The sequence below is a fragment of the Oribacterium sinus genome (genome assembly GCF_014202695.1).
Lineage (GTDB): Bacteria > Bacillota > Clostridia > Lachnospirales > Lachnospiraceae > Oribacterium > Oribacterium sinus.
The window spans coordinates 26,344-50,552 of sequence record NZ_JACHHH010000002.1 but is presented as its reverse complement, the minus strand read 5'-3'; the positions used below and the strand labels follow the sequence as shown (position 1 = coordinate 50,552).

At 40.2% G+C, this 24,209-nt stretch carries 21 protein-coding genes; 2 read left to right on the top strand and 19 right to left on the bottom strand.

From position 1 onward, the window contains the following. Positions 1 to 35 precede the first annotated feature (35 nt). From HNQ46_RS02005 to HNQ46_RS01940, 14 genes are all read right to left on the bottom strand, one after another. Entirely contained in the window at positions 36 to 1,082 is a 1,047-nt protein-coding gene (locus HNQ46_RS02005) for a BMP family protein (protein ID WP_183682333.1), read from the bottom strand. A gap of 166 nt (positions 1,083 to 1,248) precedes the next feature. Next, positions 1,249 to 1,998 (bottom strand): response regulator transcription factor, encoded by a 750-nt coding sequence (locus tag HNQ46_RS02000; protein ID WP_183682331.1) that lies wholly within the window; start codon positions 1,996 to 1,998, stop codon positions 1,249 to 1,251. Further along, positions 1,976 to 3,667, bottom strand: coding sequence for a sensor histidine kinase (locus tag HNQ46_RS01995; protein ID WP_183682328.1), 1,692 nt, complete (start codon positions 3,665 to 3,667; stop codon positions 1,976 to 1,978). Before HNQ46_RS01995 ends, HNQ46_RS02000 begins: the two co-directional genes overlap by 23 nt. 3 nt (positions 3,668 to 3,670) lie before the next feature. Beyond that, the gene (locus tag HNQ46_RS01990) at positions 3,671 to 4,639 is read right to left on the bottom strand and encodes a BMP family protein (protein ID WP_279287705.1); all 969 of its coding nucleotides are present in this window, start codon (positions 4,637 to 4,639) and stop codon (positions 3,671 to 3,673) included. A gap of 95 nt (positions 4,640 to 4,734) precedes the next feature. After that, positions 4,735 to 5,616 (bottom strand): carbohydrate ABC transporter permease, encoded by an 882-nt coding sequence (locus HNQ46_RS01985; RefSeq protein ID WP_183682320.1) that lies wholly within the window; start codon positions 5,614 to 5,616, stop codon positions 4,735 to 4,737. Positions 5,617 to 5,770: 154 nt separating this feature from the next. Continuing rightward, positions 5,771 to 6,682, bottom strand: coding sequence for a carbohydrate ABC transporter permease (locus tag HNQ46_RS01980; RefSeq protein ID WP_183682317.1), 912 nt, complete (start codon positions 6,680 to 6,682; stop codon positions 5,771 to 5,773). Between the two features lie 81 nt (positions 6,683 to 6,763). Further along, on the bottom strand, positions 6,764 to 8,107 hold the full coding sequence (locus HNQ46_RS01975) for an ABC transporter substrate-binding protein (RefSeq protein WP_183682314.1): 1,344 nt from the start codon (positions 8,105 to 8,107) through the stop codon (positions 6,764 to 6,766). A 471-nt stretch (positions 8,108 to 8,578) separates the two neighbouring features. Then, positions 8,579 to 9,046 carry a low molecular weight protein-tyrosine-phosphatase gene (locus tag HNQ46_RS01970; RefSeq protein ID WP_183682311.1) on the bottom strand — a complete coding sequence of 156 codons (468 nt, stop codon included), beginning with the start codon at positions 9,044 to 9,046 and terminating at the stop codon, positions 8,579 to 8,581. 63 nt (positions 9,047 to 9,109) lie between these two features. Then, the gene (locus tag HNQ46_RS01965; RefSeq protein ID WP_183682308.1) at positions 9,110 to 10,189 is read right to left on the bottom strand and encodes a PDDEXK nuclease domain-containing protein; all 1,080 of its coding nucleotides are present in this window, start codon (positions 10,187 to 10,189) and stop codon (positions 9,110 to 9,112) included. Between the two features lie 102 nt (positions 10,190 to 10,291). Then, positions 10,292 to 11,149, bottom strand: coding sequence for a YitT family protein (locus tag HNQ46_RS01960; RefSeq protein ID WP_183682304.1), 858 nt, complete (start codon positions 11,147 to 11,149; stop codon positions 10,292 to 10,294). A 359-nt stretch (positions 11,150 to 11,508) separates the two neighbouring features. Continuing rightward, positions 11,509 to 12,642 carry a transglutaminase-like domain-containing protein gene (locus tag HNQ46_RS01955; protein ID WP_183682302.1) on the bottom strand — a complete coding sequence of 378 codons (1,134 nt, stop codon included), beginning with the start codon at positions 12,640 to 12,642 and terminating at the stop codon, positions 11,509 to 11,511. Positions 12,643 to 12,853: 211 nt separating this feature from the next. Beyond that, entirely contained in the window at positions 12,854 to 13,372 is a 519-nt protein-coding gene (locus tag HNQ46_RS01950) for a hypothetical protein (protein ID WP_183682299.1), read from the bottom strand. A gap of 22 nt (positions 13,373 to 13,394) precedes the next feature. After that, the gene (locus HNQ46_RS01945) at positions 13,395 to 14,606 is read right to left on the bottom strand and encodes a phosphodiester glycosidase family protein (RefSeq protein WP_183682297.1); all 1,212 of its coding nucleotides are present in this window, start codon (positions 14,604 to 14,606) and stop codon (positions 13,395 to 13,397) included. Positions 14,607 to 14,621: 15 nt separating this feature from the next. Beyond that, positions 14,622 to 15,908, bottom strand: a complete 1,287-nt coding sequence (locus tag HNQ46_RS01940; RefSeq protein ID WP_183682294.1) for a bifunctional glycosyltransferase family 2/GtrA family protein — start codon at positions 15,906 to 15,908, stop codon at positions 14,622 to 14,624. 256 nt (positions 15,909 to 16,164) lie between these two features. Here HNQ46_RS01940 and HNQ46_RS01935 point away from each other — a divergent pair, with 256 nt between their 5' ends. Beyond that, a complete protein-coding gene (locus HNQ46_RS01935; RefSeq protein ID WP_183682291.1) occupies positions 16,165 to 16,908 on the top strand; it encodes a DUF6577 family protein in 744 nt (247 codons plus the stop codon). An 86-nt stretch (positions 16,909 to 16,994) separates the two neighbouring features. Here the strand turns inward: HNQ46_RS01935 and HNQ46_RS01930 are convergent, their stop codons facing one another. The 3 genes from HNQ46_RS01930 to HNQ46_RS01920 all read right to left on the bottom strand — a co-directional run bounded on the left by HNQ46_RS01930 (position 16,995) and on the right by HNQ46_RS01920 (position 19,720). Further along, positions 16,995 to 18,242: an MFS transporter gene (locus tag HNQ46_RS01930; protein ID WP_183682288.1), complete on the bottom strand. Its 1,248-nt coding sequence runs from the start codon at positions 18,240 to 18,242 to the stop codon at positions 16,995 to 16,997. Positions 18,243 to 18,341: 99 nt separating this feature from the next. Continuing rightward, entirely contained in the window at positions 18,342 to 19,394 is a 1,053-nt protein-coding gene (locus HNQ46_RS01925; protein ID WP_183682285.1) for a helix-turn-helix domain-containing protein, read from the bottom strand. Positions 19,395 to 19,423: 29 nt separating this feature from the next. Beyond that, complete coding sequence (locus HNQ46_RS01920) at positions 19,424 to 19,720, bottom strand: type II toxin-antitoxin system RelE/ParE family toxin (protein ID WP_183682282.1); 297 nt, start codon at positions 19,718 to 19,720, stop codon at positions 19,424 to 19,426. A 332-nt stretch (positions 19,721 to 20,052) separates the two neighbouring features. On the opposite strand from HNQ46_RS01920, the gene HNQ46_RS01915 reads away from it, so the two are divergent. After that, positions 20,053 to 23,232, top strand: a complete 3,180-nt coding sequence (locus HNQ46_RS01915; RefSeq protein ID WP_183682279.1) for a DUF3427 domain-containing protein — start codon at positions 20,053 to 20,055, stop codon at positions 23,230 to 23,232. A gap of 210 nt (positions 23,233 to 23,442) precedes the next feature. Here the strand turns inward: HNQ46_RS01915 and HNQ46_RS01910 are convergent, their stop codons facing one another. Both HNQ46_RS01910 and HNQ46_RS01905 read right to left on the bottom strand, forming a co-directional pair. Then, positions 23,443 to 23,871 carry a hypothetical protein gene (locus tag HNQ46_RS01910; RefSeq protein ID WP_183682275.1) on the bottom strand — a complete coding sequence of 143 codons (429 nt, stop codon included), beginning with the start codon at positions 23,869 to 23,871 and terminating at the stop codon, positions 23,443 to 23,445. Positions 23,872 to 23,916: 45 nt separating this feature from the next. After that, complete coding sequence (locus HNQ46_RS01905; protein ID WP_183682272.1) at positions 23,917 to 24,156, bottom strand: hypothetical protein; 240 nt, start codon at positions 24,154 to 24,156, stop codon at positions 23,917 to 23,919. Positions 24,157 to 24,209: the final 53 nt, after the last annotated feature.

The following is a 24,209-nucleotide window of genomic DNA, read 5'->3' as shown; positions in this document are numbered from 1 at the left end:
AGGCAGCGTTAGATTAACACTGCCTTTTTATAAATCTATTCAGAAAAATACTGCTTAAAGTCTATTTTTCCATTTGTAATTTCTTCTGTAGCTTTCTCAACTGCCTTCTTACATTCCTCAGAGCACTGGTCAGTAAAGATAGTTTCAAACACACCTTCTTTTACCCCCACCTCTTGAGCACCTTTTAATTCTCCACTTTTGATGCCCTTAATAATCCAAGGATATACATTGGCCCAATTCATGCTTACGGATGCCACTACACAATCACTTTCCTCATTCTTGTTCGCTGCAAATCCTACGAATTTTGCCTTTTTTTCAGCTGTTGCCTGAATTGCACCGGAAGTCGCCTCGTTGGAGTAGCAGAACACTGTATCAGCGCCATTATCAATCATTTGTGAAGCCATTGCCTTTCCGATTGATACATCGGTCCAGGTATTCAAGAATGAACGATTTGCCTTTGCATCAGCTAATCCCCTTTCTTTTGCGGTTGCCACAGCTATCCCTTCATAAGTATCCAAAAGGTGTACCATGGCCAGATTAGATTCTCCGCCCATTGTTGCAAAGTTTCCGTTCTCCGTAGTGTATCCGGCAATGACTCCCGCAATATAGGAACCTTCATATTCTTTTGGGAAAACCGGAACCATATTATCCGACTCACTCTTGGTTCCATTGATAATGGTGTAAACTGTCTTTTCATATTGAGGCGCTACTGCTGCACAAGCTTCATCAAACTGACTTCCGGCAGCCATTACCAGATCGTATCCCTTTTCCCCGTATTCTGTAAAGGTCTGCTCAAATTCCTCTACAGGGACAGACTCAACTACCTCAATTTTGGTTCCCAGTTCCTTATCGCATTGTTTTGCTCCGGCATTATTGCTGGCATTCCAGCTCTGATCATCTATGCTTCCGGGAAGAATTAAAACAATCTTCATGCCAGAATATTCCGAATCTGTCTTCTCGGCATTCTGTTGTTCACCATTCTCGACCTTCGACTCAGATTTTGCAGCTCCACCGCCGCAAGCAACCATCATAGATGCCAATAATGCTAAGGTTGCAGAAAAAAACAAACGATTCTTTTTCATAAGGTAACCCTCCTTTTTTTCTGTACTTGTATTTATGAACAGTATATCTATTTTGTTTTTTATTGAATATATGATAAGTTACTGATTTTATTTGTTTTCTACATATATTTTATCACTTTTATTTATTTTACATATATTATGTATACATTTTTCGAAAAATATATCATTAATATAGTTTTTTTGCAGTATTTTTGTACTCCAATGGAGTAGCATTGTATGCTTTTTTAAATACTGTACTAAAATAAGTCGCGTCTTTAAACCCAACCATTTGAGAAACATCTGCCACTTTATATTGTGGCAACTCCAAAAACAAACAAGCTTTTTTTAATCGAAAAGCCAAAAGATAATCTGAAAAATTATCTTTCAAATGTAAGCGAAACAAGTCCGATAAATAGTTTGGAGAAATATGCAAAACATCTGCTATACTCTTGAGTCCTATTTTTTCTGCATAATGCACTTCAATATAATTCATCGCTTCTCTAACTAAATAATTTCCCACCTCAAAATTTTCTGAAAATACATTTTTTCCAACTGTTTCTCCATCATTCTTTCGTGTATTAAAACCAAGCTCTCTTAAAGCCATAAGAAGTTCTCTTGGATTAGTCGGCTTTGTGAGATATCTATATACCCCATATTTAATAGCCCGCTGTGCATAAGAAAACTCGCTATAGCCACTAAGTATAATAATCTTTATGCGCTTATCTTTCTCTCTTATTTTTTCTATAAAATCCAATCCATTACACTCAGGCATTCTTATATCTGTAATGAGAACATCAGGGTTTTTCTCCGAAATGGCGAGTAATGCAGAAATAGCACTTTCATAAGCCCCCACTACTTCCATTCCTTCTTGACCGGAAAGTAAAGTCCTGAGTCCCTGTCTAATTTTAGGTTCATCATCTACAATCATAATCTTCATGAAAAATCTCCTCTACTATTAACGGCAGATGAATTTCCACTGTGGTCCCATTATTCTTTTGAGAATGAATTCTCAAACCATAGCTCTGTCCGTAAATTAATTTGATTCGTTTCTCCACATTATTAAGGCCAACACGCTTATCCAAAAGTATATCTTGTATCTTTTCTGCTTCCATTCCTTGCCCATCATCAATAACAGAAATTTTCAACTCTCCTTGATCTATTACGGCAACAATGCAAACTTTACCTCCTCGAACCAAAGGTTCTAAACCATGTTTTATTGCATTTTCCACAAGAGGCTGCAGGAGAAGCTTAGGACAAGGATACGCATTGCATGATTCCTCTATGGAAATAGCGTATTCCAAACGTTCCTCCATTCTACACTTCTGAATTTCTAAATAATTTCTAATGTATCTTACTTCTTCTTGCAAAGGCACTAATGTATTTGCGCCTGATATAGAGTACTTTAACAATTCTCCCAAACGAACAATTAAATCGCTAATATCGTCCTCTCCTCTTGCTAAAAGCATCCAATTGATAGTATCTAAAGTATTGTACAAAAAATGAGGATTGATTTGCGCTTGCAAAGCATTTAATTCTGCTGTCTTCTGCGCCATCTTTTCTTCCGTAACCACATGAATAAGCCTTTTAATTTCACCCAGCATAAAATTGTAGGATTGAATTAAGCTTCCAATTTCATCCTTTTGATTCGTATGAACCTGAATGTCAAAGTTACCATTTTGTGCTTTCTCCATAGCCTTGGAAAGCTCTTTCAATGGCTTAGTTATCGTCCATGCAAGAAGAAAGCTGATTAGAAATCCCATAAGCACGGATAAAGCAGTAATTGTGATTACTCTATTTTTTAACAGTTGTAATTGCGGAAAAATGTCTTTCGTAGCAACAATAGAAAATAGTCTCCATCCGGTAACGCCATTGTATTGACCACAAGCAAAATAGCTAACGTTGCTCCAGTTAAATTGAAAGGTATGTTCTCCGGTATCATATCGTTCTTTTACTATATTAAGATACTCTGCCGGCACACTGGTATTCGAACAAATCACCTTCCCATTTTTATCCGTAATAAGAGTAATTTGATGATGGAAAGTACTTAAATTATTAATCAGTAATTGCATAAATATTTCGGGGTTAAACTCCAGAACAATTGATCCCTTCTTTTCCCCTTCCACCCATATCGTTCTAAGTAAAAAGATGGATCCGTCCTCTAGGCTTATCCATATATTTTTATTTTGCTTTACTTTATCCTCACCCAATTGAACGAAAAGTTCTTCTAAAGAAATTTGACTCATCTTATATTGGTAAAAAATTTCATCTTGTTGATTCAAAGCATATAAATTTTTAACCGAAGGAAAAACATTAATTTCCTGTTCTAAAATAAAAAGCTCCGTTTCTCCAAATATCTTTACTCCTGTCTCATTAATCATTTTATTGGGGGCAAACACCAAATCACTAATAACGTCAATCAATCTATCTAATGTTTCTATATGCTGCGTTATATTCATATCAATAAGGTTCAGCATATTTCCCATTTCTTCTTTTTTATTTTGAATAATTACACTTTGTACCGTTCTGTAAGAAATCACTCCACAAAGCCCGGTAATAAGTACAATAACCGCAATAATTGTGAATGACATTTTTTTCCAAAGACTCATTTGTTACTCCTTGCCCAAGTTAATCCGTCCTGCTTTCAAGTCTTTTTGTACAGTATCAATTTCCTCTATTACTTGTCCTCGTATTTTCTTACTATATTGCACGTGAAAAAGATCCTGGCTCATTCCCAGTGGATATACCCTTTGCTTGCCAAGATGTCCCTTTTTATATTCGTCCATAATACATGTGTAAACTTTATCAAAATCAAATATAACAGATGCCAAAACAATGTTCTCATCTATAGAGCACTGATTCGTAGCAATTCCAATCATACTTGCCTTGCCCGGTTCTTCTTGAAGCGCCTTAAGGCTTCCTTGCCAAACCTTATTAGCATATACCAGAACAATGTCTGCATTTTCTTCTAACACTTGTTCTGTAATTTTATATCCTAAGTCAATATTATCCCAACTGTTGGTATATGCCCTTAGACAGTGCGCCTGACCAAGCCCTCTTTCCCGGGCAACGCGAACAGCATTTTTCTCATAAATGTCCAACATTTTCTTCATTGGCTCATTCGGAAATCCTGCAATATTTGCAAACACTCCTGTTTTCGTTAGTTTCCCGGCTATACAGGAAGCGATATAAGCTACTTCCTCTTCTTTAATTTGAACAGAGACTATATTCTTTTGATTTAAAAACGAACCATTGATAATACAAAACAAGGTATTTTTATATTTAGGCGCTGTAGCTTCTATAACGTCATTAAATTGTGCACCTGCCCCAATAATGAGACCATATCCCTGATCAGCATATTGTAAAATCTTACGTTCAAAATCTTTCTCTGCTATGTTCTCGATATATTCTATTCGCTGATCATTTTTTGCATTATAGAGTTTAATACCATCAATATTTGCCTTGTTCCAACTCATGTCCTCCTCAGAACCGGAGAGGAGAACAATGACTTTTTTTGAATAAGTCCTTTGTACAGAAAATCGATAGCAAATAAGATAAAGAAATAAAATAGTCAAAATCATTAATGCACAAAAATATTTAATCATCACTGTTCGACTATTAGTTCTCATAAAGAATATCCACCTTATTGCCCGCTCGTATTATGATTCACCTTCTTCTACCCCTTCACCGCTCCCATAGCCAGTCCTTCCACGAACTGCTTCTGGCAAAGGTATACCAGTACCAAAACCGGTAGCAAGCTGATCAGAGAAGTCGCCGCCATTGGTCCCCAATCCAAGCCCTTATCAGTGATAAATCCCGCAATAACTACAGGCAATGTCTTAGATTTATTGATACTTAAAATAACCGCAAAGAGGAATTCGTTCCATGCTCCCACGAATGCCAGGATTCCTGCTGCCACAATTCCGGACTTTGTTACCGGAAAAACCACATAGAAGAAGCGGCTTAGGAAATGGCAACCGTCAATTCTGGCGGACTCCTCCATTTCAATAGGTACCTGAGCAAAGAAGCCCATCATTAACCAGATTACTAATGGCAGGTTAAAGCTGGTATTCATAATAATCAAAGCAGGCAAGGTATCAATCAGCTGTAGCTTCCGCATCACAAGGTAAATAGGAATTGCTGTTGCAATGGCCGGATACATTTTCTGAATCATAAACCATAGACCGAAAATCTGTCTGGTAAGGTTAGAGAACTTTCCTCGCACCAGACTATAAGCGGCCATAGAGCCAAAAAGCAGGGAAATGGCAGTGGAGCTAAGACTTACAATCATGGAATTCATAAACTGCCGTCCAAGACCATTCATAGACAACACTGTTTTGATATTTTCCATGGTGAAAACATGGGGAATCAAAAGAGGAGGATTCGCCAAATACTCCGCCCTAATTTTAAAAGCACTGGAAAAAAGCCAGTATAAGGGAAACAAAACCAGCAACATCAGCACAGCGGTAAACACTATACGAAAAGGGCTTCCCCACACATTTCCCAATATTTCATGCACCATGGAATCATTTGCATCTATTCTATGTTTCTTAGCCATCATTTTCTTCCTTTAAACCCTTTGATAAATCACCAAGTAAAATTATATTGATACACTGCTTTCGCAGATTGTGTTCACATTCATATTTCCATAAAAACTGTTTCTATAGGAGCAATCGACTTCATGATACAAGTTATCTTGCTATCCCTATGCACTACAAAACTCGCTCCTCCACCGCTTTTCTCCAGCGAAGGAAAAGGAAACTTACAATGGTCATAGAGAAAACGAAGGCCATGGCCAGAGCCGCCGTATAGCCGGCATCAAAGAACTTTAAGCCTTGCTTGTAAATATAGTTCGGCAACATTTCCGTAGCATTTCCCGGACCGCCGTTGGTCATAGTATAGATGGTGTCAAACACCTTGAAAGCATCCACGAAACGTAGCATTAAAACAATAATCAGTAAGGGACTAATCATGGGAAGCACGATTTGGAAAAAGATATGGCGATTTTTCGCCCCATCCACCCGGGCCGCTTCCAGCGCATCCTGTGGAAGGGACTTAAGCCCTGCCATGGTAATGATGCATACCCAGGGAATCAACTGCCAGACATTTACAAAAATTACTGCCGGCATAGCCGTTTTTGGATTACTCAGCCAGTTCATTTGGGGTACACCCACAAAATGCAAGAGATAATTGATGATTCCCGTACTGCCGTCCAACATCATACGAAACAGCGTACCAATGGCTACAGGAGCCATAATCATGGGAATCAAGAGCAAAGAAGTAAAAATGCGGTAAATTCTTTTGGTGCCGCAAAGCATCATAGCCGCCAAAAGCCCTAAAACCAACTCTAAAGATACGGAAACCACCGCAAAAAGAACCGTGTTCCCCACACTTACACCCAAGTTTTTGTCTTGAAGCATCCGAAGATAATTCCCAATGCCGATGAACTTGGGAACGGCATTGGGAAGATTGATTTTGTATTGAAATAAACTGAGATAGAGGGAATACAGTAGGGGTAACAAGGCCGTAAAGCCTAAGAATAAAATGGTAGGAAGCAGGAAAAGCCAGGACCACAGCCTTTCTCCTCTACCTCTATTTCCTTTTCTTATTTCTGTGCCATTCATACTGTATTCCTCTAACTTTCTAGCATATTCTTTTTAAAACTGTTTTTTGAGATAAGCAAAAATACTTCTCTACAAAATAGATTAATGATTATAGTTCTTGGTTCCCTCTTCAGGAGGAGCCTGCTGTAATGCTTCTTCCACAGCAGCCTTCATTTCCTTCACGGTAGTATCCAAGTCACTTTGTCCGGAAAGATATGCGGAAATCAAAGTGTTAAAGCTGGTGTCCACCTGTGTGGAGGCCGCCACTCTCCACCACATATTTGCGGTGTCCAGTGCCTCACGAACGGTATCCATGTATGTACCCTTAATGCCATCCTCTTCCCAGAAAGCCTTTCTCGGAGAGAGAATGCCATGGTTGTCGTAGAATTCCTTCTGCTTATCCAGGCTGGTATACATCTTGATCCACTCCCAAGCCAAATCCTTGTTCTTGGAGCCTTCCGGAATAGCGCAGTCCCATGCGGAAAGCAGGGTGATTCCGGTCTTCTCCTTTGGAATTACGGACAATGCCCATTTTCCAACTACCTTGGACTTTTCAGGGTTGTCGGCATCCTGTACCAAGCCCAATGTAGGCCAGGTTTCACAAACCGCTGCATCTCCGTTTAAGAATGCCTGAATAGACTGATCGGTTCCCCAGTTTAGCCAGTTAGGATCCAGGGACTCCTGTAAAGCATTCAAATGCTCTAAAGCTTTTCTGGTTTCAGGAGAGTCTATAGTAACCTTCCAATCTTCATCCGCCCATGCACCACCGTTAGACCAAAGTACATAGTCAAACACGCCGCCAAGCTGTCCGGTGATACCGGAAATGGAAGCACCGTAGAAACCTTCATCCTTCTTGGTTACCTTCTTTAGCTCTTCTCTGTACGCTTCCCAAGTATCCGGAAGTCCGTTCGGGAAAATGTCGGTACGGTAAGCAAAAAGCTGTGGTGTGGAAGCATTGGGAATTCCAATGTACTTATCCTGCCACTTTCCGGAGTTTGCAATCACATTGTCAATGAAGTCCTCCGCCTTTACATCGTCCTTCTCCATATAAGGCTGCAAATCAGTAAGGTAAGGAGCAAATTCTCCATCCCACTGGCTGGCTACATCAATTACATCATAGGTTCCTGCTCCACTGGTGAAATCTAAAAGCATTTTCTGGTGAAGCTCGGTGTATGGCATATCGATAACTTCCACCTTAGCACCGGTTTTCTCTTCAAATTCATCCACCATAGACTTAGCCGCATCTGCATAAACGCCGGACATATAAAGAACAGTCAAGGTTTCTCCACTGCCCTTTGCCTTCTCTTCTCCCGCAGCGGCTTCGGACTTTCCCTCCTCCGCCTTAGCAGATGCATCTCCGGTATTGCCCTCTGTCTTTGCTCCGCACGCCAGCAAAGATGCCCCTAAGGAAAGGGCCAACACTGCGGATAAAACTCTCTTTTTCATTGTTTTCCTCCCATCTTTCTTGTATATTCTGAACAAATAACTATCTGCATTATACCCTACTTATATAAGTTATCAATAAGCAAAAACACAAAATATTGCCATGTATTTTAGGCAAAACACACAAACAAACACATTTCGCACATATTTAAACAGAAGAAAAGGGGTTGTAAAAAATCAAAATAAGAAATAGATTTTCGGCAATATAGGTCTAAATGAGGGGTAGTCTGAGCCCGTCGGTACTTGCGAAAAACAAGAGAATCGAAGTTTTTCGCTTAGTATCCACAAGGACAGACTTTTCATCAGAAAAGTCGTCCTGTAACAGACCAACTTCCGAAGGAATTTGCTTTGCGAAGCAAAGTGAGCAGTGGTTAACAAAACCACTGCTCAGTCAGGCGAAGCTAGCGAGAGCGTGCCCCAAATTTAGACCTATATTGCTTAGAAAACTATTTTGATTTTTTTACAGCCCCTCTTTTACTTCTCTTTAATCTGTTCCCATAGTCCCCTACATCCCTCTAGGATATCTTCATAACAGGCCTGAAATTCCCCGCTATACCAAGGGTCGGCAATGGGATGAGGATGGTCGGTATAATCTCCAAGGAGGGAAACCTTGCCATTGGGGTCTCCGCCTAAAATCCGCCTCATATTCTCCCGATTTCTTTCATCCATCCCTATGAAATAATCGTAATTTTCATAGTCTTCTTTTTGCAATTGGCAGGCTCTTTTTTTACTGCAATCAATTCCCAGGCCTTCCAGAATTTCCCGTACCGGAGGATAGACAGGATTCCCCTGTCCACGATAAATTTCCTCCGAAGAGGTTGCTTTGGAAGATACTTGAAAGTCTTCTGTTCTCCCATGCTCCTCCAAGATTCTTTTAAATAGAAATTCCGCCATGGGACTACGGCAGATATTGCCATGGCAGACGAAGCAGATTTTTTGCATAGTACTTTATTTACTCCTTTATTCTTAATGCTTTGTTAGCAAGAATGTTTCCCAATCTTACGGCTATTCGAGTTCTTGATTAGTTAAATAGAACATTTCCTTCTGTGTCTCAATCTCAGCCTTAAGTTCTTCTTCTGTTGGAAGGTATAGCTTATACTTTGAAGCAAATAATTGCTCATGATCATGTAATATAGAGTATTTTGCTATATCCTCATCTGTATCCGAACATAAAACAATTCCTAATGTAGGATTGTCATCAGATCCTTTCTTCAGTTCATCATACATACGGATATACATATCCATCTGTCCAACATCTTGATGTGTAATCTTTTTTGTTTTTAAATCAATCAACACAAAGCATTTAAGAATATAATTATAAAAAACAAGATCAATATAATAGTCTTCCTTTTCCGTATGAATATGCTGCTGTCTTGCCACAAATGCATAGCCTTTTCCAAGTTCCATAAGAAACTTTTGCAAGTTATCAATAATGCATTGCTCTAAATCTGATTCTAAATAAGATGTATCTTCTTGCATTCCTAAGAATTCAGCAATAATAGGATTCTTTATAAATTCAAGCTTATCTTGGTATGCTAATGTCAATTCTTTCATTTCTTTTTCAATCACATGTTTATCTTGTGCTTTAAGCATTCGATAGTAATACTGTGATGAAATATTTCTTTGTAATGTTCTTACATTCCATGTTTGCTCATAAGCTTCCTTTGCATACCAGTTTCTTGCAACTTCATCATTAACCTGTAACAGCTTCTCATAATGACTCCACGACAACAATTGTGCGGTCATTGGCCGCACAATTAAAACTCCATCTGATTGTGCGGCCAATGACCGCACAATCTCCGGAAAATACCTATAGAACTGCTGGCATTTATACAGAGTTCTTAAGTTAAAGCCTTTCCCATATTTCTTAGTTAGCGTATTTGAAAGTTCTTTAATCACTTCTTTACCATATTCAGCTCTGTCCGATTCCCTCAATATTTCCTCTGAAATACGCTTCCCCAATAACCAATTGCGAATAGTTAGTGTGGTATTAACTGCACGATACGCTGCTGTTTGAGCACTATCTATAATTTCGCAGGCATCCACAGTGATATTATTTGTATTGGAATAAATTAATTCATTCATATTTTCACAATTCTTTCTTTAGCAAATATCATCTATATACTACTCCATATTTACAGATTTCTCTTTCTTATCTGTCAACGACAAGTATTCTATGTATTTCTCCTACCACTTCTTCGGCGTATAGTGAATCTCCGCCACATTATAAACGGTAATAAACGCCTTCGGATCTTCCTTCTCCAAAAAGGCCATCAGCTTCTGATATTCCTGCCGATCCACTACCGCCACAATTTCCTTCTTCATCTCATGACTGTAGGCTCCCATAATGTCATAGATACTCATACCGCTATGGATGCGATTCAAAATAAATTCTGTAAGAATAGCCGCCTTTTCCTCGGTGGTAATCACGCAAACTCTCTTTTTAATGGTCTGTCCAAAGATAAAATGGTCCAAAAGGATGCCATTAAAGTAGGTGCCTAGCACCGATAAAATTACACTTTTTGCATCAAAGGCAAAGATGGATAGGATAGAAATACAAATCCCCGCAAGTCCCATGGCTTGTCCCACATCCATGTGGAGATACTTTTGCATCATCTTGGCCACTACATCCAGTCCACCGGAGCAGGTATTTCGGTTAAAAAGAATAGAAAGTCCAATGCTGACAAAGAAGATATAGGCTACCACATCCAAAAAGACATCTCCTGTTAAAGATTGATTATTGGGAAAAAGCTTTTCAAAGAGGAGCATAACCGCAGGCAACATGATGGTACCGTATGCTGTTTTATAGGCAAATTGATGGCTTACAAAAAAATAAGATATAATTAACAAGAAGATATTCATCGCCATTACTAAAGTCGCCACAGAAAAGGGTAGAAAATGATGAAGCACAATGGCCAGACCGGAAATTGAAGATACTGCCACATGACTGGGCACTTGAAAGAAAAAGACTGCGGCAGCCACTATGACTATGCCCACATTCACCATGATAATATCCTTCACTTTTGCAGAAAGCGCTGTATTCATTTTGCCGTCCCCCTTTGGAATTCTGCTACCAGTATAGCACTCTATTGTAGCGGAAAAAAGACCTGCGAATGTTCACGAAGGGGTATTGATTACTCTTTTTTTATTTCTTTATCAACTGAAAAAATCTTTACTCTATTGATATTCACTTTCTGAAAGAAAGGTATCTCTTCCAAGACTTTTCTAAAAAGAAAAAAGCATCTCCAAAACCTCTATACAGGAAGAAAATGGAAATGCTTTTTTACATGTTTTTGATACTATTTAGTAGCCTGTTTCAATAGAAGTGTTTCAGTAGAAGCTTTTCAGTAGAAGCATTCTGATTTGTACGCTCTTCTTTACTACATTATGCCTTCTTTTCTACATTATGCTTTCTTCGCAAAGCTGTAGGTATAAACGAATTGATCCGGAGTGTAGTTATCAAGCTTTAATCCGTCAACCTCTGCGTATGGATAGCCGAAATCATTTAAAGCCTCTCCATCCTGAGCAGGACTTAAAGTGAGGTCTCTTCCATCAGACAAAATCATACGCTCTGCATCGCAGTTTCCGAAGTAGTACTCTTGCTTTTCCTTGGTTTCTGTCTGGTCTTTTGTCCAATTATTCTTTAAAACAGCCTTTAACACATCGGCGGGATCTGCGGAGACCCAACCTGTTCCCTTTAAATAAAATTCTGCCCAGCAGTGCTGATTCTTCGTAATATCCTCCGCATTGATACGGATTCCGAAATGTTCTCTGGCAGGAATTCCGGATGCACGGCAAAGGGCTACAAACATGGAGTTGATATCGGTACATTTTCCGGACATAGTTGTGTCTAAAAGGGCACAAACATCGCCTTCTCCACAACCCTTCACGCTCTCATCCCGATTCATATTGGCAATAACCCAGTCATAGATAGTTCTTGCCTTCTCTAAATCTGTAGTCTTTCCTTCGGTTACTTCTGCGGCCTTGTTCTTCACCTGGTCATTTAAGGGAAGGTTCTTGGAAGGCTCCAGATACTTCTTCACATCCTCCGGAAGCTCCGCCTTCTCATCCTCCTTTAATTCAGGGCTTACAATTTCTTCTCTCTTTACCTGTAAATCCAGCTTAACCACTCTATCGGCGGGCTCGGCATTTTCGTCCCATTCCACATAAAGCATCTGATTGCCCCAGTCGTCTGTATTCATTTCCGCCTTAGCATTTCCGGCATCATACTTTACGTCCTCAACAGTCTGATACTCACTGCTTTGCGGCACAGGAATCCAAAGGCGAACCTTCTTTCCTTTTTCATACTTGGATAAGTCAACGGTATTGTTTACCGTTCCCTCTACCATCTTCTTTTCGGAAACCTCTGCCTTTTCTGTTGCCTTCTCTGTGCTCTTCTCTGTAGCGGCAACAGATTCCGTACTTTGCTCGGTACCCTTTGCACTACTCTCCACATTGCTTGATGCCTTATTTCCGCAGGCAGCCATTAGTACCCCCACTGTTCCCAAGAGCAACACGAACTTTAAGCTTTTTCTCATTTTTTCCTCCTTAAGCCACTCTTTTAAGCTGTAACGAAGAAGAGTATACGCCAGAGAACCACAGGAGAGAAATTGGATTATTTTATAAATTATCAGTTTTATTGCATAGACTTATAAACACCACTCCATTATTATAGTCTTAAACCACAATTCCAACGCGAAAAAAGAGCTTATCTTACACGACAAGCCCTTTTCCATTTTCCCTTATAGCTTATTCTTTCTTTGCCAATAAAGCAGCGATTCCTCCGGATACTAATGCCAAAATTCCCACTACCAAGTAAATCCATTCAAAAGTGCCGCTGGTTCCGTAAATCTCCAGTACTCCTTTATAGATGGAGCCTACCGTAAGTACCGCCACACCGCTCTTCCAAAGGAAGAATGCCAAAGAGGTGAAGAATAGCTTCTTTTCCCCTGCCTCATCCCCATTTTCCAAAGAAAGATTCCAAAGGCGATTGCCTGTGCATAGGTTGATAAACTTTGGAAGGAAAATGAGGGTTAATGGGAGTAAAAAGGCATAGCTCATAAAAGCTGAGTACACGCCGTGGGAGAAAAGTCCGTAAATCTGCGCAAAAGCAAAGACAAAGATCGTTGTCAAGCCAATGGGGAGAAGAGACTTCCAGGACAGTTGCCCCTCTTTTGTTTCATAAAGCTTCTCCATTTTCTCCATCCTTTCTTCAGCATTGTTCTGATGACTTGCCGAATGATAATAAATAACTTGATTCTTTTCCATGTTTTTTCCTTTATTATTAGTATTATGAATTCTTTCCGATATACAAAATATCGCTGACTGCTCGCTCGGAAATTTTGTTTCCATTGGTAGTGGGGTTATTTACCACCTCTCCCTGGAACACCATGGTAGAGGATCCTCCCCCATCCAAGTTATAGACATTTGTCGCCCCTAAAGACTTCATAAAGTTTGCCAACTCGTAAAGGCTTAATCCCGCACTTTCAGAAGTTCTTCCGTCAGACACCACAAAGAGATAATGGTTCTTGGCTACAGTACCGATAGCTGTTCTTGGATTGCTGGCCATAGCCATACCTACCTCATCATTTTCCGTAACGGCTACCTCTCCGTTCTCTACAAGAACCGGCCCAAAGGAAAGAACCTGCCAAGCCTGCTTCTGTATCAGAGAGTCTGTAGTGGTGTCGGATTCGGAAATGAAGGAAAGGCTTCCATCCTTGGAAATCACCATATCTTCTCCGTTACTTCCCTGGTTTCTGTATACCACACCGTTTCGAATGACATAGCCACTTTGTCTTGCCCCGTAGTAGTCTCCGTTAATAGCTAAAACCGCATTGTTTTCCTCCGCCATATCGGAAGTAGTGTCGGTAATGTTTCTTCCATAGGTATTGTTTGCAAATGCGGAAAGAATACTTGTTCCGTCTGTTACCTCCACATCTGCCACATAAATATTACTATCATAGGCTCTATACTGAGTTACGGTAATTTTGCTCTTACTATCAGAGTACGTGCCGATTACCGTTCCGGAACTTGTGCTGCTTGTACTACCGGAGCTACCCTGTCCTCCCCGTCCCGGGCCGCCTTGACCATGTCCGCCGGAGCCGCCATTTCCGGGACCACCGAAGCCCTGTCCATTATCGAATCCACCATTTCCGCCAAAGCTCTGATCAGAGCTGTTTTCATCGTAATTGTCGTTATTCTCACCATCCTGATGATAGCCGTCTTGCTTAAATCCATTTTGCCCGGAATCATCTTGATTGAAGCCACTTCGTCCGGAGTTATTGGAACTTAAACCGTCCTGATCCTGATTAGCTGCATAGGCATTTTCCGCCTCTGTACTCTCCTCTTCATTTATAGACAGCCCGTTGGAATCTAAGTTCTGTCCCGACACCGTCTGCATGGGGTGGGGGATTACGAAGGTATCCAGGAGGGCATAGGAGGTAAATGAAGCCAATGCCACACCACATATAATTCCTGCTTTTTTTCCGTTAAACTTTCTCATATTTCTATCCTTTCCTTATGCCTGTACCTGCATAATCTGCTTGTTTTTCTCTTTTAAGGCTTCTTCAAAAACCGCTAATTCCTCATCCATTTTTCCGGAAAATGCCATAGAAGCTTCTGTCTTTGTTAATCCACGGGACCTCATAAGCTCTTTCTCCTTCACCGCTTCATTCTTGCTGTTTTTCTTTCCGAAAATCCATTTCTTTTGCACGAAGTAGGACAGGCAGAACAACAGGCCTTCCGTTAAAATCTTCGCCAGGTAAGGATTCATTCCCAAGCTTCCTACAATTCCCGATAGGATGAAGCTGTTAATTAAGAAGATAAATGCTGCCAATCCTAGATAGGAAAGGTACTCTTCCTTCTTAAAGCTCTTTAATGCGGATAGATTCCACTTAGTTCCCTTCTGCACTCTAGCGTTTTCCATCCTCTTTTTGCTTTCTGCAATATCTTCCTTCTCTCCATCCGTGGAAAATACCATGGTCTTGTTTAAGAAGAAATTTAGGTGTAGGGAAATGACTCTTGCCAGGAAATTCGATACAAACAGTCCTCCTGTAATCAGGAAGAAGAAACTGTAGAGCAAGAAATCCGCCAGGAAGGATACTAAGGAGCTGGCAGAGAATTTTAAAATCTGCTTGTAGATCCGATAGGAATCCTTCACCGTATCAAAATGGCTTTCCGCATTGTCATTGATATATACTGTTTCAATCGGTACTTCTTCCATAGGCACTCCTTCCTTTGCCAAATACAAAAGCACATTCATTTCGTACTCATAACGTTCCCCCGGAATCGTCAGCATTTTCGGAATCATCTTACCGGAAAATGCCCGCATCCCTGTCTGGGTATCCTTCACTTCCACGCCGGTGCAAAGATGAAACACCTCCTTGGTAATGCCGTTTCCGATTCTGGAACGAAGAGGAGAATCCTTGGACTGGGTTCTGCTGCCAAGAATCAGAGTATCTTTTTTCTCCTCTGCTACAGAAAGTAGATTGAGGGCGTCTTTCAGCAAATGCTGTCCGTCCGCGTCCAATGTGATAATTGTGAAATCCCCTTGCAATCCCACATTTTCCTTCTGCAAATATTCCAGTCCCGCCTTTAAAGCGGCACCCTTTCCTCTATTTTCCGGGAAGGACAGCACTCTGGCCTCCGTTTCCCGTTCTATCTTATGAAAGAGAGACAAATACTCCTCTCCCGAACCGTCATTTACAATCAGGCAATCCATTCCATTTTCTTCAATTCCTTTTACAAATTCCAATAACTGTATATTGGGTTTATAAGCCGGTATTAAGGCAATCCTCTTTTTCATGCTTATCCCTCCTTGTCTGCTTTAGTTTCCTGAATGAAAGTTGGAAGCACTTGCTTCAATTCCTTTCATGACTGGAGTATAGGAAAAAAAACTGAAATGAAGCTGAAAAAGAAGAAAAAAATCAGCTTTAGCCATATCGGCAAAAAAAACAAAATTTGCCGATATGGTATTGTGTTCTCACTCGTTAACGATATATTATATAGTGAATCATAACGGCAAAAAAACAAGAATTTGCCGCTATAGAAAAGAGGTCTGAATGAAGGATTATTTACTTAGGGATACGTTGCCTGACTATACCATTTCAAGACAGGATATCTTAAAGCTGGCACAAAAAAGCGATCCTCTTTTTCGTGAAGGGCAACTTAAAGGATTACTTTCATACATGATTGAAAATTCAAAACTCGAACATATCGGACGAAACCAATATAGAAAAGTCATAGATTCAGCGAATACGATAAAATATGAAAATCAATACTCCGATATTTCCTTGCAAATAATTTCTATTATGGATGAGGAATTTCCTTTGATTGAATACAGAATTTGGGAATTCAGCTGGCTGAATGAATTTCTCAATCATCAGATTGGCCGCAATTACATCTTCCTTGAGGTAGAAAAGGACGGATGCGAATTTGTATTCGAGCGAATAGTATCTGAATTTGCGGGAAAAGTACTTCTAAAACCTGATTTAAAACAGATTCTTCGCTATGGCATCGATAACAGCATAATCATCAATCGCCTAATTAGTGAATCTCCAAAAGGAAGGAATAATCAGCATCAACTGGCAATTGAAAAACTGATAGTTGATTTATTTGCTAACAAGCGGCTAAAGGACATGCTCTCTTTCGGAGATTATCCGGCGGCTTTGGAGGCTATTTTTTCATTATACGAAGTCGATCAAGTAAAAATGTTTCGGTACGCACGACGCAGAAACAAAGAAAGAGAACTACGGGAATTCCTTCAAAATAAAACGAACATCGAGCTGAAGGTTGGTGATGTATGATAACAAGAGAATTCTTCAAGAAGAGCACTTGAAATTACAATTTGTAGCCTTATTGGAAATTGCTTTGGGCCGAATTTAAAACGTCCCTAATTTCCAGTCCCCTCACTGATATCCGGCTCATAGAGCCTGCGAACCTCTTTTTGCCTGACTAAAATCAGAACAAAACCGGCCAGTAAGGTGAACGTTCCGCCAATCGTAATGCACCACCGATAATCCAGAATCTCTCCGAGAAAGCCCATCACCAAAGAAAATGCACTGCAGCCGGCTGTAACCAGAACTCCTTCGAAAGCATTGACTCGAGACCGGAGTCTCTCCGGAATATACCTCTGTACGGCTGCATTTCTTATGATGGCGCTGTTGCTCCCGAGAAAACCGCATATTCCTCTATTCACAAGCATCAAAGGATAAGGAAGCCAGAGCAAACACATGTCCATCGCGGAATATGTTTGATAGACAAAAAACACGAAACCGAACTTTTTCTTATCCGGAATTTTAATTCGATATTGTAATGCACTGCCGATGGACCTTCCTATAAACTCCACCACGGAAAATGCGGCATACATTGCCGCCGTGAATCCCGGAAAAGTACGGAAAAAAGCGATGAGAAGGGGAGAATAGGCACAGGTAACACCATTGCTCACCGCCATATATTCATAAAGACTCAAAAGGCCGCGTTCTTTCTTTAAATACTGTACCGCCTCCCGTATGTCCGAGCCCCATGCCTTAAGAGAATAGGGTTCGGAATGATGCCGTTCCGTTTCATCCAAACGAATAAAACTCTCCGTAATAGCGGCAAGAAGCGATAGTCCGCCCTGCGCAATCAGAATCCATGCCACACCGAACGTGTCCAAAAGTACCGCAGCAAACGGGGTCATAATCACCGTTAAAACCGGATAAAGCATGGAAGATACCGCGTAACCCTTTTGCTCCGCGCCCTTCGGGATAAGCTCCGGATAAATACTGGTGAAGGCCAACTCGTCTACCGATCCGAGACAGGCCAGAAGCAAAGACAGCGCGAGATACCCAATGTAGGAAAAGTCAAAAAACAATAGCCATAGTCCCATGCCGAAAATCAAAAAGGAATTTGCAACATCTCCCATGACCAGAAAAGTCTTTCTCGGAAGCCGATCCATAATAGGCGCAATGACGATAGGAATAAACAGGAAGGGAAGAAGCTGTATTGCGAGAATCAGAGCGGATGCCAAAGTGCTCCCGGTTTCATCGAAAACCAGGAATGCCAGCGCAAAACCTCCTGCAATTCCCCCGATAGTACCCATCGTAGACGCAAGAATCACCAAGCTGAAATTTCGATTCCAAAGGTTTGCTGTTGTCATATTTCCCTCCGCATACCTATTTTCTTCCACAATACCCGACAATAGTATTTTATTAAAAGTATAATCCCGAGAAGGAATTTTATAGCCTTCTCTTAAAAACTATACAACGACTTTATAATGATTCTTTAATTCATTCAACATATTATGCTTAATGCATCCTTCGTTTTGTAATCTTCCAACCACAATCCCGGGTGCAATGCCTTGCTTCTTAGCAAACTCGCGTATGCTTAATACTGAAAAGCTCTTATGGTCAACAAATTCATCAAATTCTTTGTTCGGAATTAATGTATCGCTGGCCCAAGAATTTGCAGCTTTCTCATCATCCTCTGATGTTCCATTCAATTGACTTATATGTCCTAAAACGATATGCGCTAGTTCATGAAATAGACTGAACCAAAACTTATCCGCGTCTTTTCCTCTCGCAGTTAATCCTACAACAATCTTCTTCCCGTCCATAAAGGAAGCTCCTTGTAAAAATGAGCCTTGTAAATGCGGCAAAAAAACAAGTGCAATTCCGCACTCTGCAAGCATACTTTTAAGCTTTGGACAGAAATCTTTCGCTTTCATAACTGTCATCAATCTGATTTTAGGAATAATATTCACTAGACCCTTAACATTAATGAGGGCCGTTTCAATATCTCTGGCCTCTATCCTTGCTTCTTGCGCCCAAGCCAACAAGGCTAAATCACTCTTTTCTGTTATCGCCAACCTTCTACATGCAATTCTTGTTATCTGAATATTTTCTAGCAGTGAAAGTTCCACAACCTCAAAAAATTTTCTAAGATTTAATACTTTTTCCTTTAATACTCTCGTTTCTGGAACCCATTCATATTTAGCCATCTCATTATAAGGCAATTTTTTAGCTATCTCTTCATCCTTATCCACAGCATTTTCAGCTTCAGCTTTGATTAATTTTTCCCTGTATATCGCCTCTAAACTATTCCAAAACTTTGCAGGTGCTCCAAGCACCACCTCCAACCTAACAGCAACCTCCGGAGTCAACTGTACCTCCCCATTTATAAGCTTACTGATATGCTTTTCAGACATATCCATTCTTACAGCAAACTCTTTCTGACTCATTCCTCTGTCATTGAGCTGTTCCTTAATTGTCGCTCCAGGTGGTGTTGCAATAATGCTACGACTTCTCACCATAGTGCTACCCCCTATTCCATTTTACTTTTCTAATGGTAATCCACTATTTCCATAATATGGGCTACCTGTATCTTATTACCGTGTTTTTCAAATACCATTCTATACGGATGGACTAAATCTACTGCATATTGCCCTTTGCGGTTATTCGTCAATGGATGGCATCTACCAATATGGAATTTAATCATCTCTTCCACAGTGTCTGCAGCTTCTATTTCCGCTATACGCATCTGTATTTTTTCAGACATTTCATTTCCATAAGTTCGATCTGAAACTTTAGCATCCGTACAAATTTTCTTTATTTTATTTGTTTTGTACGTAACTTCCAAGGCATCACCTCTTCCTTGCAATTAACCTTTTAGGTAAATTTATATTACTATAAATAAACAGCTTGGTCAATTTAAATTTACCTTGAAGGTAAATTTAAATTGCAAGAACGGACTGTATTAAGCTTTATGAGCAAAGCATAGATACTTTATATTTTAAAGGATTTAGAATGATTCTTTAGTTTTTCAAAATCCTCCCATAACTTATTTACTTCCTCTAAAGAAGCTGCCATAATGATCTCATTCTGTAAAAAATACAAACAAAACGGAATCCCACATGCTTCATGAGGGATACTCGTTAAGAATACAAGTACTTAATTCAAGAGGATGAACTTATGCTGAAGCCCGGAATTTATGAACAACTAATCAACTTAGCCATTCAAAAAGAATTATCTGATCTTTCTGAAGCAGAAAAGAACATTGTGAAAATCGATGAAGCGGAAGCCTCCACTATACTCGCACAGTACTGTAGTGATATTATTCGAAGCAACCTGGAGCAGCTATCAGATCAGAATACTACTGCTAAAATTCAAGTGATTAATAAAATCATTGCGCTCCTTTCCGCAGAGGGAGAGGATATTTCTCCATTGTCTGTTGGTACGGAAGGAGAACAGCTCCTTGCCGTACTTTCCGCTACCCATTCCGAAAATCCGCTTCTAAAGCTTGGTATGAAAAGTGCAAAGGATCTACTTCGTCCTGAAAGTCCGATTTCCCAGAGCAGTCTTTTTACCGGCTCACAAAATGAGCCTTCCCTTTTTTCCGAATTAAAAAAGGAAATTGCATCAGCTGACCGAATTGATTTCTTGGTTTCTTTTATCAAAATGAGCGGTTTAAATCTAATTCGGGATACTTTACGAGAGTTTACGGAAAATGGAGGAAAGCTTCGCATTATCACCACTTCCTATATGGGAGCCAGTGATGCCAAGGCTATTGAACAGCTTTGTAACTTACCAAATACGGAAATAAGAATTTCTTATGATATTGAAAGAAAACGACTACATGCAAAGTCTTATATCTTTTACAGAGAAAGCGGCTTTACAACCGCCTATATAGGATCCTCCAATCTATCCTCTGCGGCTCTTGATGAAGGTTTAGAATGGAACGTCAAACTGACCGCCAAAGATATGCCTTTTATTCTCAAGAAGATGGAGACAATTTTTGACAGCTATTGGAATAATGCAAGTTTTATTTCCTATACTAATAACGAAGAAGATAAGAAAAAGTTAAAAGCCGCACTTCAATTAGGAAAAACAGGGCAGTCTTCCTTTTCTGATGACAGCTTTCTCTTTGACTTAAATCCTTATCCCCACCAGCTGGAAATCTTAGATCAAATTAATGCAGAAAGAGAAGTTCGAGGAAATTATAAGAACCTCATTGTCTCTGCGACAGGTACCGGTAAAACCTTGATTTCAGCCTTTGACTATAGACGTTTTTGGAATAAGCAGGACGCAAGAAAGCCCAGACTTTTATTTGTAGTGCATAGAGAAGAAATCCTAAAGCAAAGCTTAGCTGTCTTTCGGCACGTATTAAAGGATTCTAATTTTGGGGCATTATTTGTAGGGCAGTTTATGCCGGATTCCTTAGATCATCTTTTTATCTCTATACAAACCTTTTCTTCGAAGAACTTTACAGAAGCAGTGCCCCCTAATTATTATGATTATATTGTCGTGGATGAATTTCACCATGCTGCAGCTCCCAGCTATCAGGACTTATTAAGTTATTTTCAACCCAAAGTTCTTCTAGGTCTTACCGCCACGCCGGAGCGTATGGATGGAAAGGATATTTTAAAGTACTTTAACAATAAAATCACGGCTGAAATCCGTCTTCCGGAAGCAATTAACCGTGGCTTACTCTGCCCCTTCCAGTATTTCGGAATCTCTGATGAGATCGATTTATCCAATGTGCATTGGGTAAGAGGGGGCTATGATAAAACAGAGCTTAGTAACATTTTCTCCCTACAAAGCAGTAGTGCAGAAAAAAGAGCAAATCATATTATCAACAGTATTAATCGCTATGTGAATGATATTCACGCGGTTCATGGACTTGGCTTTTGCGTTTCAGTAGAGCATGCAAAATTCATGGAAAGTCACTTTAAAAAGAATGGAATTGCCTGTCTGTCCTTAACCAAAAGTTCCGGTACAGAAGAACGTAACACTGCAAAAAGCCGTTTGATTTCCGGCGAAATTCAATTTATTTTTGTTGTGGATTTATATAATGAAGGAATCGATATTCCGGAGGTGGATACGATTCTATTTCTCCGTCCTACAGAGTCCTTAACCGTCTTCTTACAGCAGTTAGGACGTGGACTGCGTCTTTCCACGGGTAAAGAGTGTCTTACTGTTTTAGACTTTATTGGACAAGCCAATAAAAAATATAACTTTGAAGAAAAGTTTTCCGCCTTGCTGTCTCATCACAGGAATAACCTTAGTCAGGAAATCCAGAAGGGCTTTACTGCGCTTCCCCAAAACTGTTATATCCAACTGGAGAAAGTAGCCAGCAAAATCATCTTGGAGAATATAAGGGCAAACTTTGATAGAAAAGATGGTTTTCTCTTTAGATTAAAATCCTTCAGCGAAGATACGGGACTTCCTTTAAGCTACGACAATTTTTTAAAGCATTTTCATCTAAGCCCTAAAGACATTTATCTCCGAAAAATCTCCTTTTCCAGACTTTGCGTAGAGGCAGAGCAATGGGCAAATTTTTCCGAACCATTAGAAGAATTAATTACGAAAGCCTTGCCAAAGCTTTGCAGCATAAACTCCAGACGTTGGATTCATTTTTTACAAGAATTTCTGTCCATGTTTTTGGAAAAAACATCTGAAGATTGCTTTGACTACCTCTTATCTTTACCTAAACTGCAAGCCAGATTTTTCCGAATGTTCTATTTCTCCTTATTTCAAAGGCTTATAGATTGGGAAAGCCCGGAGGATAAAGAGAACTTAATCAATTTGCAGAAATCGCCCACAATGCTTCGAGAGTTACTGGATTTACTTTCCTTCAATTTAGACAGTATAGATTTTGTGGATCAAAGCCTGTCATGTATACCGGACTGTCCACTGGATGTGCATTGTAGCTATTCAAGAGATCAGATCTTATTGGCTTTAGACTTTGAAAAGCCCAATACGGTTCGAGAGGGCGTGAAATGGCTTCCGGAGAAAAAGCTGGATCTTCTTTTTGTGACTTTGAATAAATCTGATAAAGAGTATTCTCCCAGTACCATGTACCAAGACTACTCCCTTAACGAAAGGCTCTTTCACTGGCAGAGCCAGAATGCCACTTCCGATACTTCCGAAACCGGAAAGCGCTATATTCAGCACAAAACGCTGGGGACAAATGTCTTTTTATTCGTTCGCGAATGGAAAAAAAACGCCCTTGGGGCAGAAGCCTATACCTTTCTTGGCCCAGCCCGGTATATCTCTCATACCGGCAGTAAGCCCATGAGTATTATCTGGCAGTTGGAAACACCAATTCCGGAAAAGTATTTAAAACAAACCGGCAAGGTACTCATCGGATAAGAAAATACTATGAAAATCATACTGATTTTCTTCACAATATAGGTCTGAAATTGAGGCACGCTCTCGCTAAGCTCGCCCAACGGGTAGGGTTACTAAGCGAAAAACTGCAGTACCTTTGTTTTTCGCAAGTACCCGCGGGCTCAGATTGCCTCCCTTTCAGAACTATATTGTCAAAAATCCATCATGTATTGATTTTTCATAGCCCTTTTCTTAGACCTCTGCCACCTCATACTCCCCCGTCTCGGAATCTATCACCACCATGGTAGATTCCCCAATCTGCGTACCTTCCCTATCCGTAGAGAAAACATCTGTAAAGATCATTCCCCCCTGCTCCATAATTTTTTCCACCGGAGTATGACCCACAACTTGCTTGTACTTTTCCCCTCGAAATGCCTTTCTCCGTACATCCAATGCTCTTAGCCAAAGGGGCGATTCATCATTCCATAGCTTATCCTGAGAAGCAGTATTTACCGAATGGAGAACCTCGTCTATATTCCCATCCAAAAGCTTCTTGTTTAAGCTTTTTACAAATTCCGTGCTAAGGCCTGCATGGGAGAACAAAACTCGATCTATCCTATGCATAATGTTTATCTGAGAGGAATTTTTCAGGCTGTTTTCCAACACTTCCAGTTTTTCCATCACCGTCCGCTCTGCATAAGGAGAATAGCCGCTTTCCAGTCGTCCCTAGGGATAGCTTAGGTCATGGTTTCCGTAGCACCAAAGGGTATCCGGATAGTCCTTGGCAAATGCAATAGCCCTGTCGTAGATTGCTCTGTATCGATCAATCTGAAATTCCATATCCCAATCATCAGGCATATCCATAAGACAGACTGCCCTATCTGCCTTACCCGACTTTAAGACATTTTCCGCCTTATCAAATATCCAAGTTTTTAAATGCACATCCGGTATGACCAGTACTTTCATATTATCCCACTCCTCTACTCTACAGCTTTTCCGCTCTACAGCCTTTTCTACTC

Coding starts and splice junctions, on each gene's coding strand:
- HNQ46_RS02005 (WP_183682333.1), bottom strand. CDS start 1,082: ATGAAAAAGAATCGTTTGTTTTTTTCTGCAACCTTAGCATTATTGGCA.
- HNQ46_RS02000 (WP_183682331.1), bottom strand. CDS start 1,998: ATGAAGATTATGATTGTAGATGATGAACCTAAAATTAGACAGGGACTC.
- HNQ46_RS01995 (WP_183682328.1), bottom strand. CDS start 3,667: ATGAGTCTTTGGAAAAAAATGTCATTCACAATTATTGCGGTTATTGTA.
- HNQ46_RS01990 (WP_279287705.1), bottom strand. CDS start 4,639: ATGATTTTGACTATTTTATTTCTTTATCTTATTTGCTATCGATTTTCT.
- HNQ46_RS01985 (WP_183682320.1), bottom strand. CDS start 5,616: ATGGCTAAGAAACATAGAATAGATGCAAATGATTCCATGGTGCATGAA.
- HNQ46_RS01980 (WP_183682317.1), bottom strand. CDS start 6,682: ATGAATGGCACAGAAATAAGAAAAGGAAATAGAGGTAGAGGAGAAAGG.
- HNQ46_RS01975 (WP_183682314.1), bottom strand. CDS start 8,107: ATGAAAAAGAGAGTTTTATCCGCAGTGTTGGCCCTTTCCTTAGGGGCA.
- HNQ46_RS01970 (WP_183682311.1), bottom strand. CDS start 9,046: ATGCAAAAAATCTGCTTCGTCTGCCATGGCAATATCTGCCGTAGTCCC.
- HNQ46_RS01965 (WP_183682308.1), bottom strand. CDS start 10,189: ATGAATGAATTAATTTATTCCAATACAAATAATATCACTGTGGATGCC.
- HNQ46_RS01960 (WP_183682304.1), bottom strand. CDS start 11,149: ATGAATACAGCGCTTTCTGCAAAAGTGAAGGATATTATCATGGTGAAT.
- HNQ46_RS01955 (WP_183682302.1), bottom strand. CDS start 12,642: ATGAGAAAAAGCTTAAAGTTCGTGTTGCTCTTGGGAACAGTGGGGGTA.
- HNQ46_RS01950 (WP_183682299.1), bottom strand. CDS start 13,372: ATGGAAAAGAATCAAGTTATTTATTATCATTCGGCAAGTCATCAGAAC.
- HNQ46_RS01945 (WP_183682297.1), bottom strand. CDS start 14,606: ATGAGAAAGTTTAACGGAAAAAAAGCAGGAATTATATGTGGTGTGGCA.
- HNQ46_RS01940 (WP_183682294.1), bottom strand. CDS start 15,908: ATGAAAAAGAGGATTGCCTTAATACCGGCTTATAAACCCAATATACAG.
- HNQ46_RS01935 (WP_183682291.1), top strand. CDS start 16,165: ATGAAGGATTATTTACTTAGGGATACGTTGCCTGACTATACCATTTCA.
- HNQ46_RS01930 (WP_183682288.1), bottom strand. CDS start 18,242: ATGACAACAGCAAACCTTTGGAATCGAAATTTCAGCTTGGTGATTCTT.
- HNQ46_RS01925 (WP_183682285.1), bottom strand. CDS start 19,394: ATGGTGAGAAGTCGTAGCATTATTGCAACACCACCTGGAGCGACAATT.
- HNQ46_RS01915 (WP_183682279.1), top strand. CDS start 20,053: ATGCTGAAGCCCGGAATTTATGAACAACTAATCAACTTAGCCATTCAA.
- HNQ46_RS01910 (WP_183682275.1), bottom strand. CDS start 23,871: ATGGAAAAACTGGAAGTGTTGGAAAACAGCCTGAAAAATTCCTCTCAG.
- HNQ46_RS01905 (WP_183682272.1), bottom strand. CDS start 24,156: ATGAAAGTACTGGTCATACCGGATGTGCATTTAAAAACTTGGATATTT.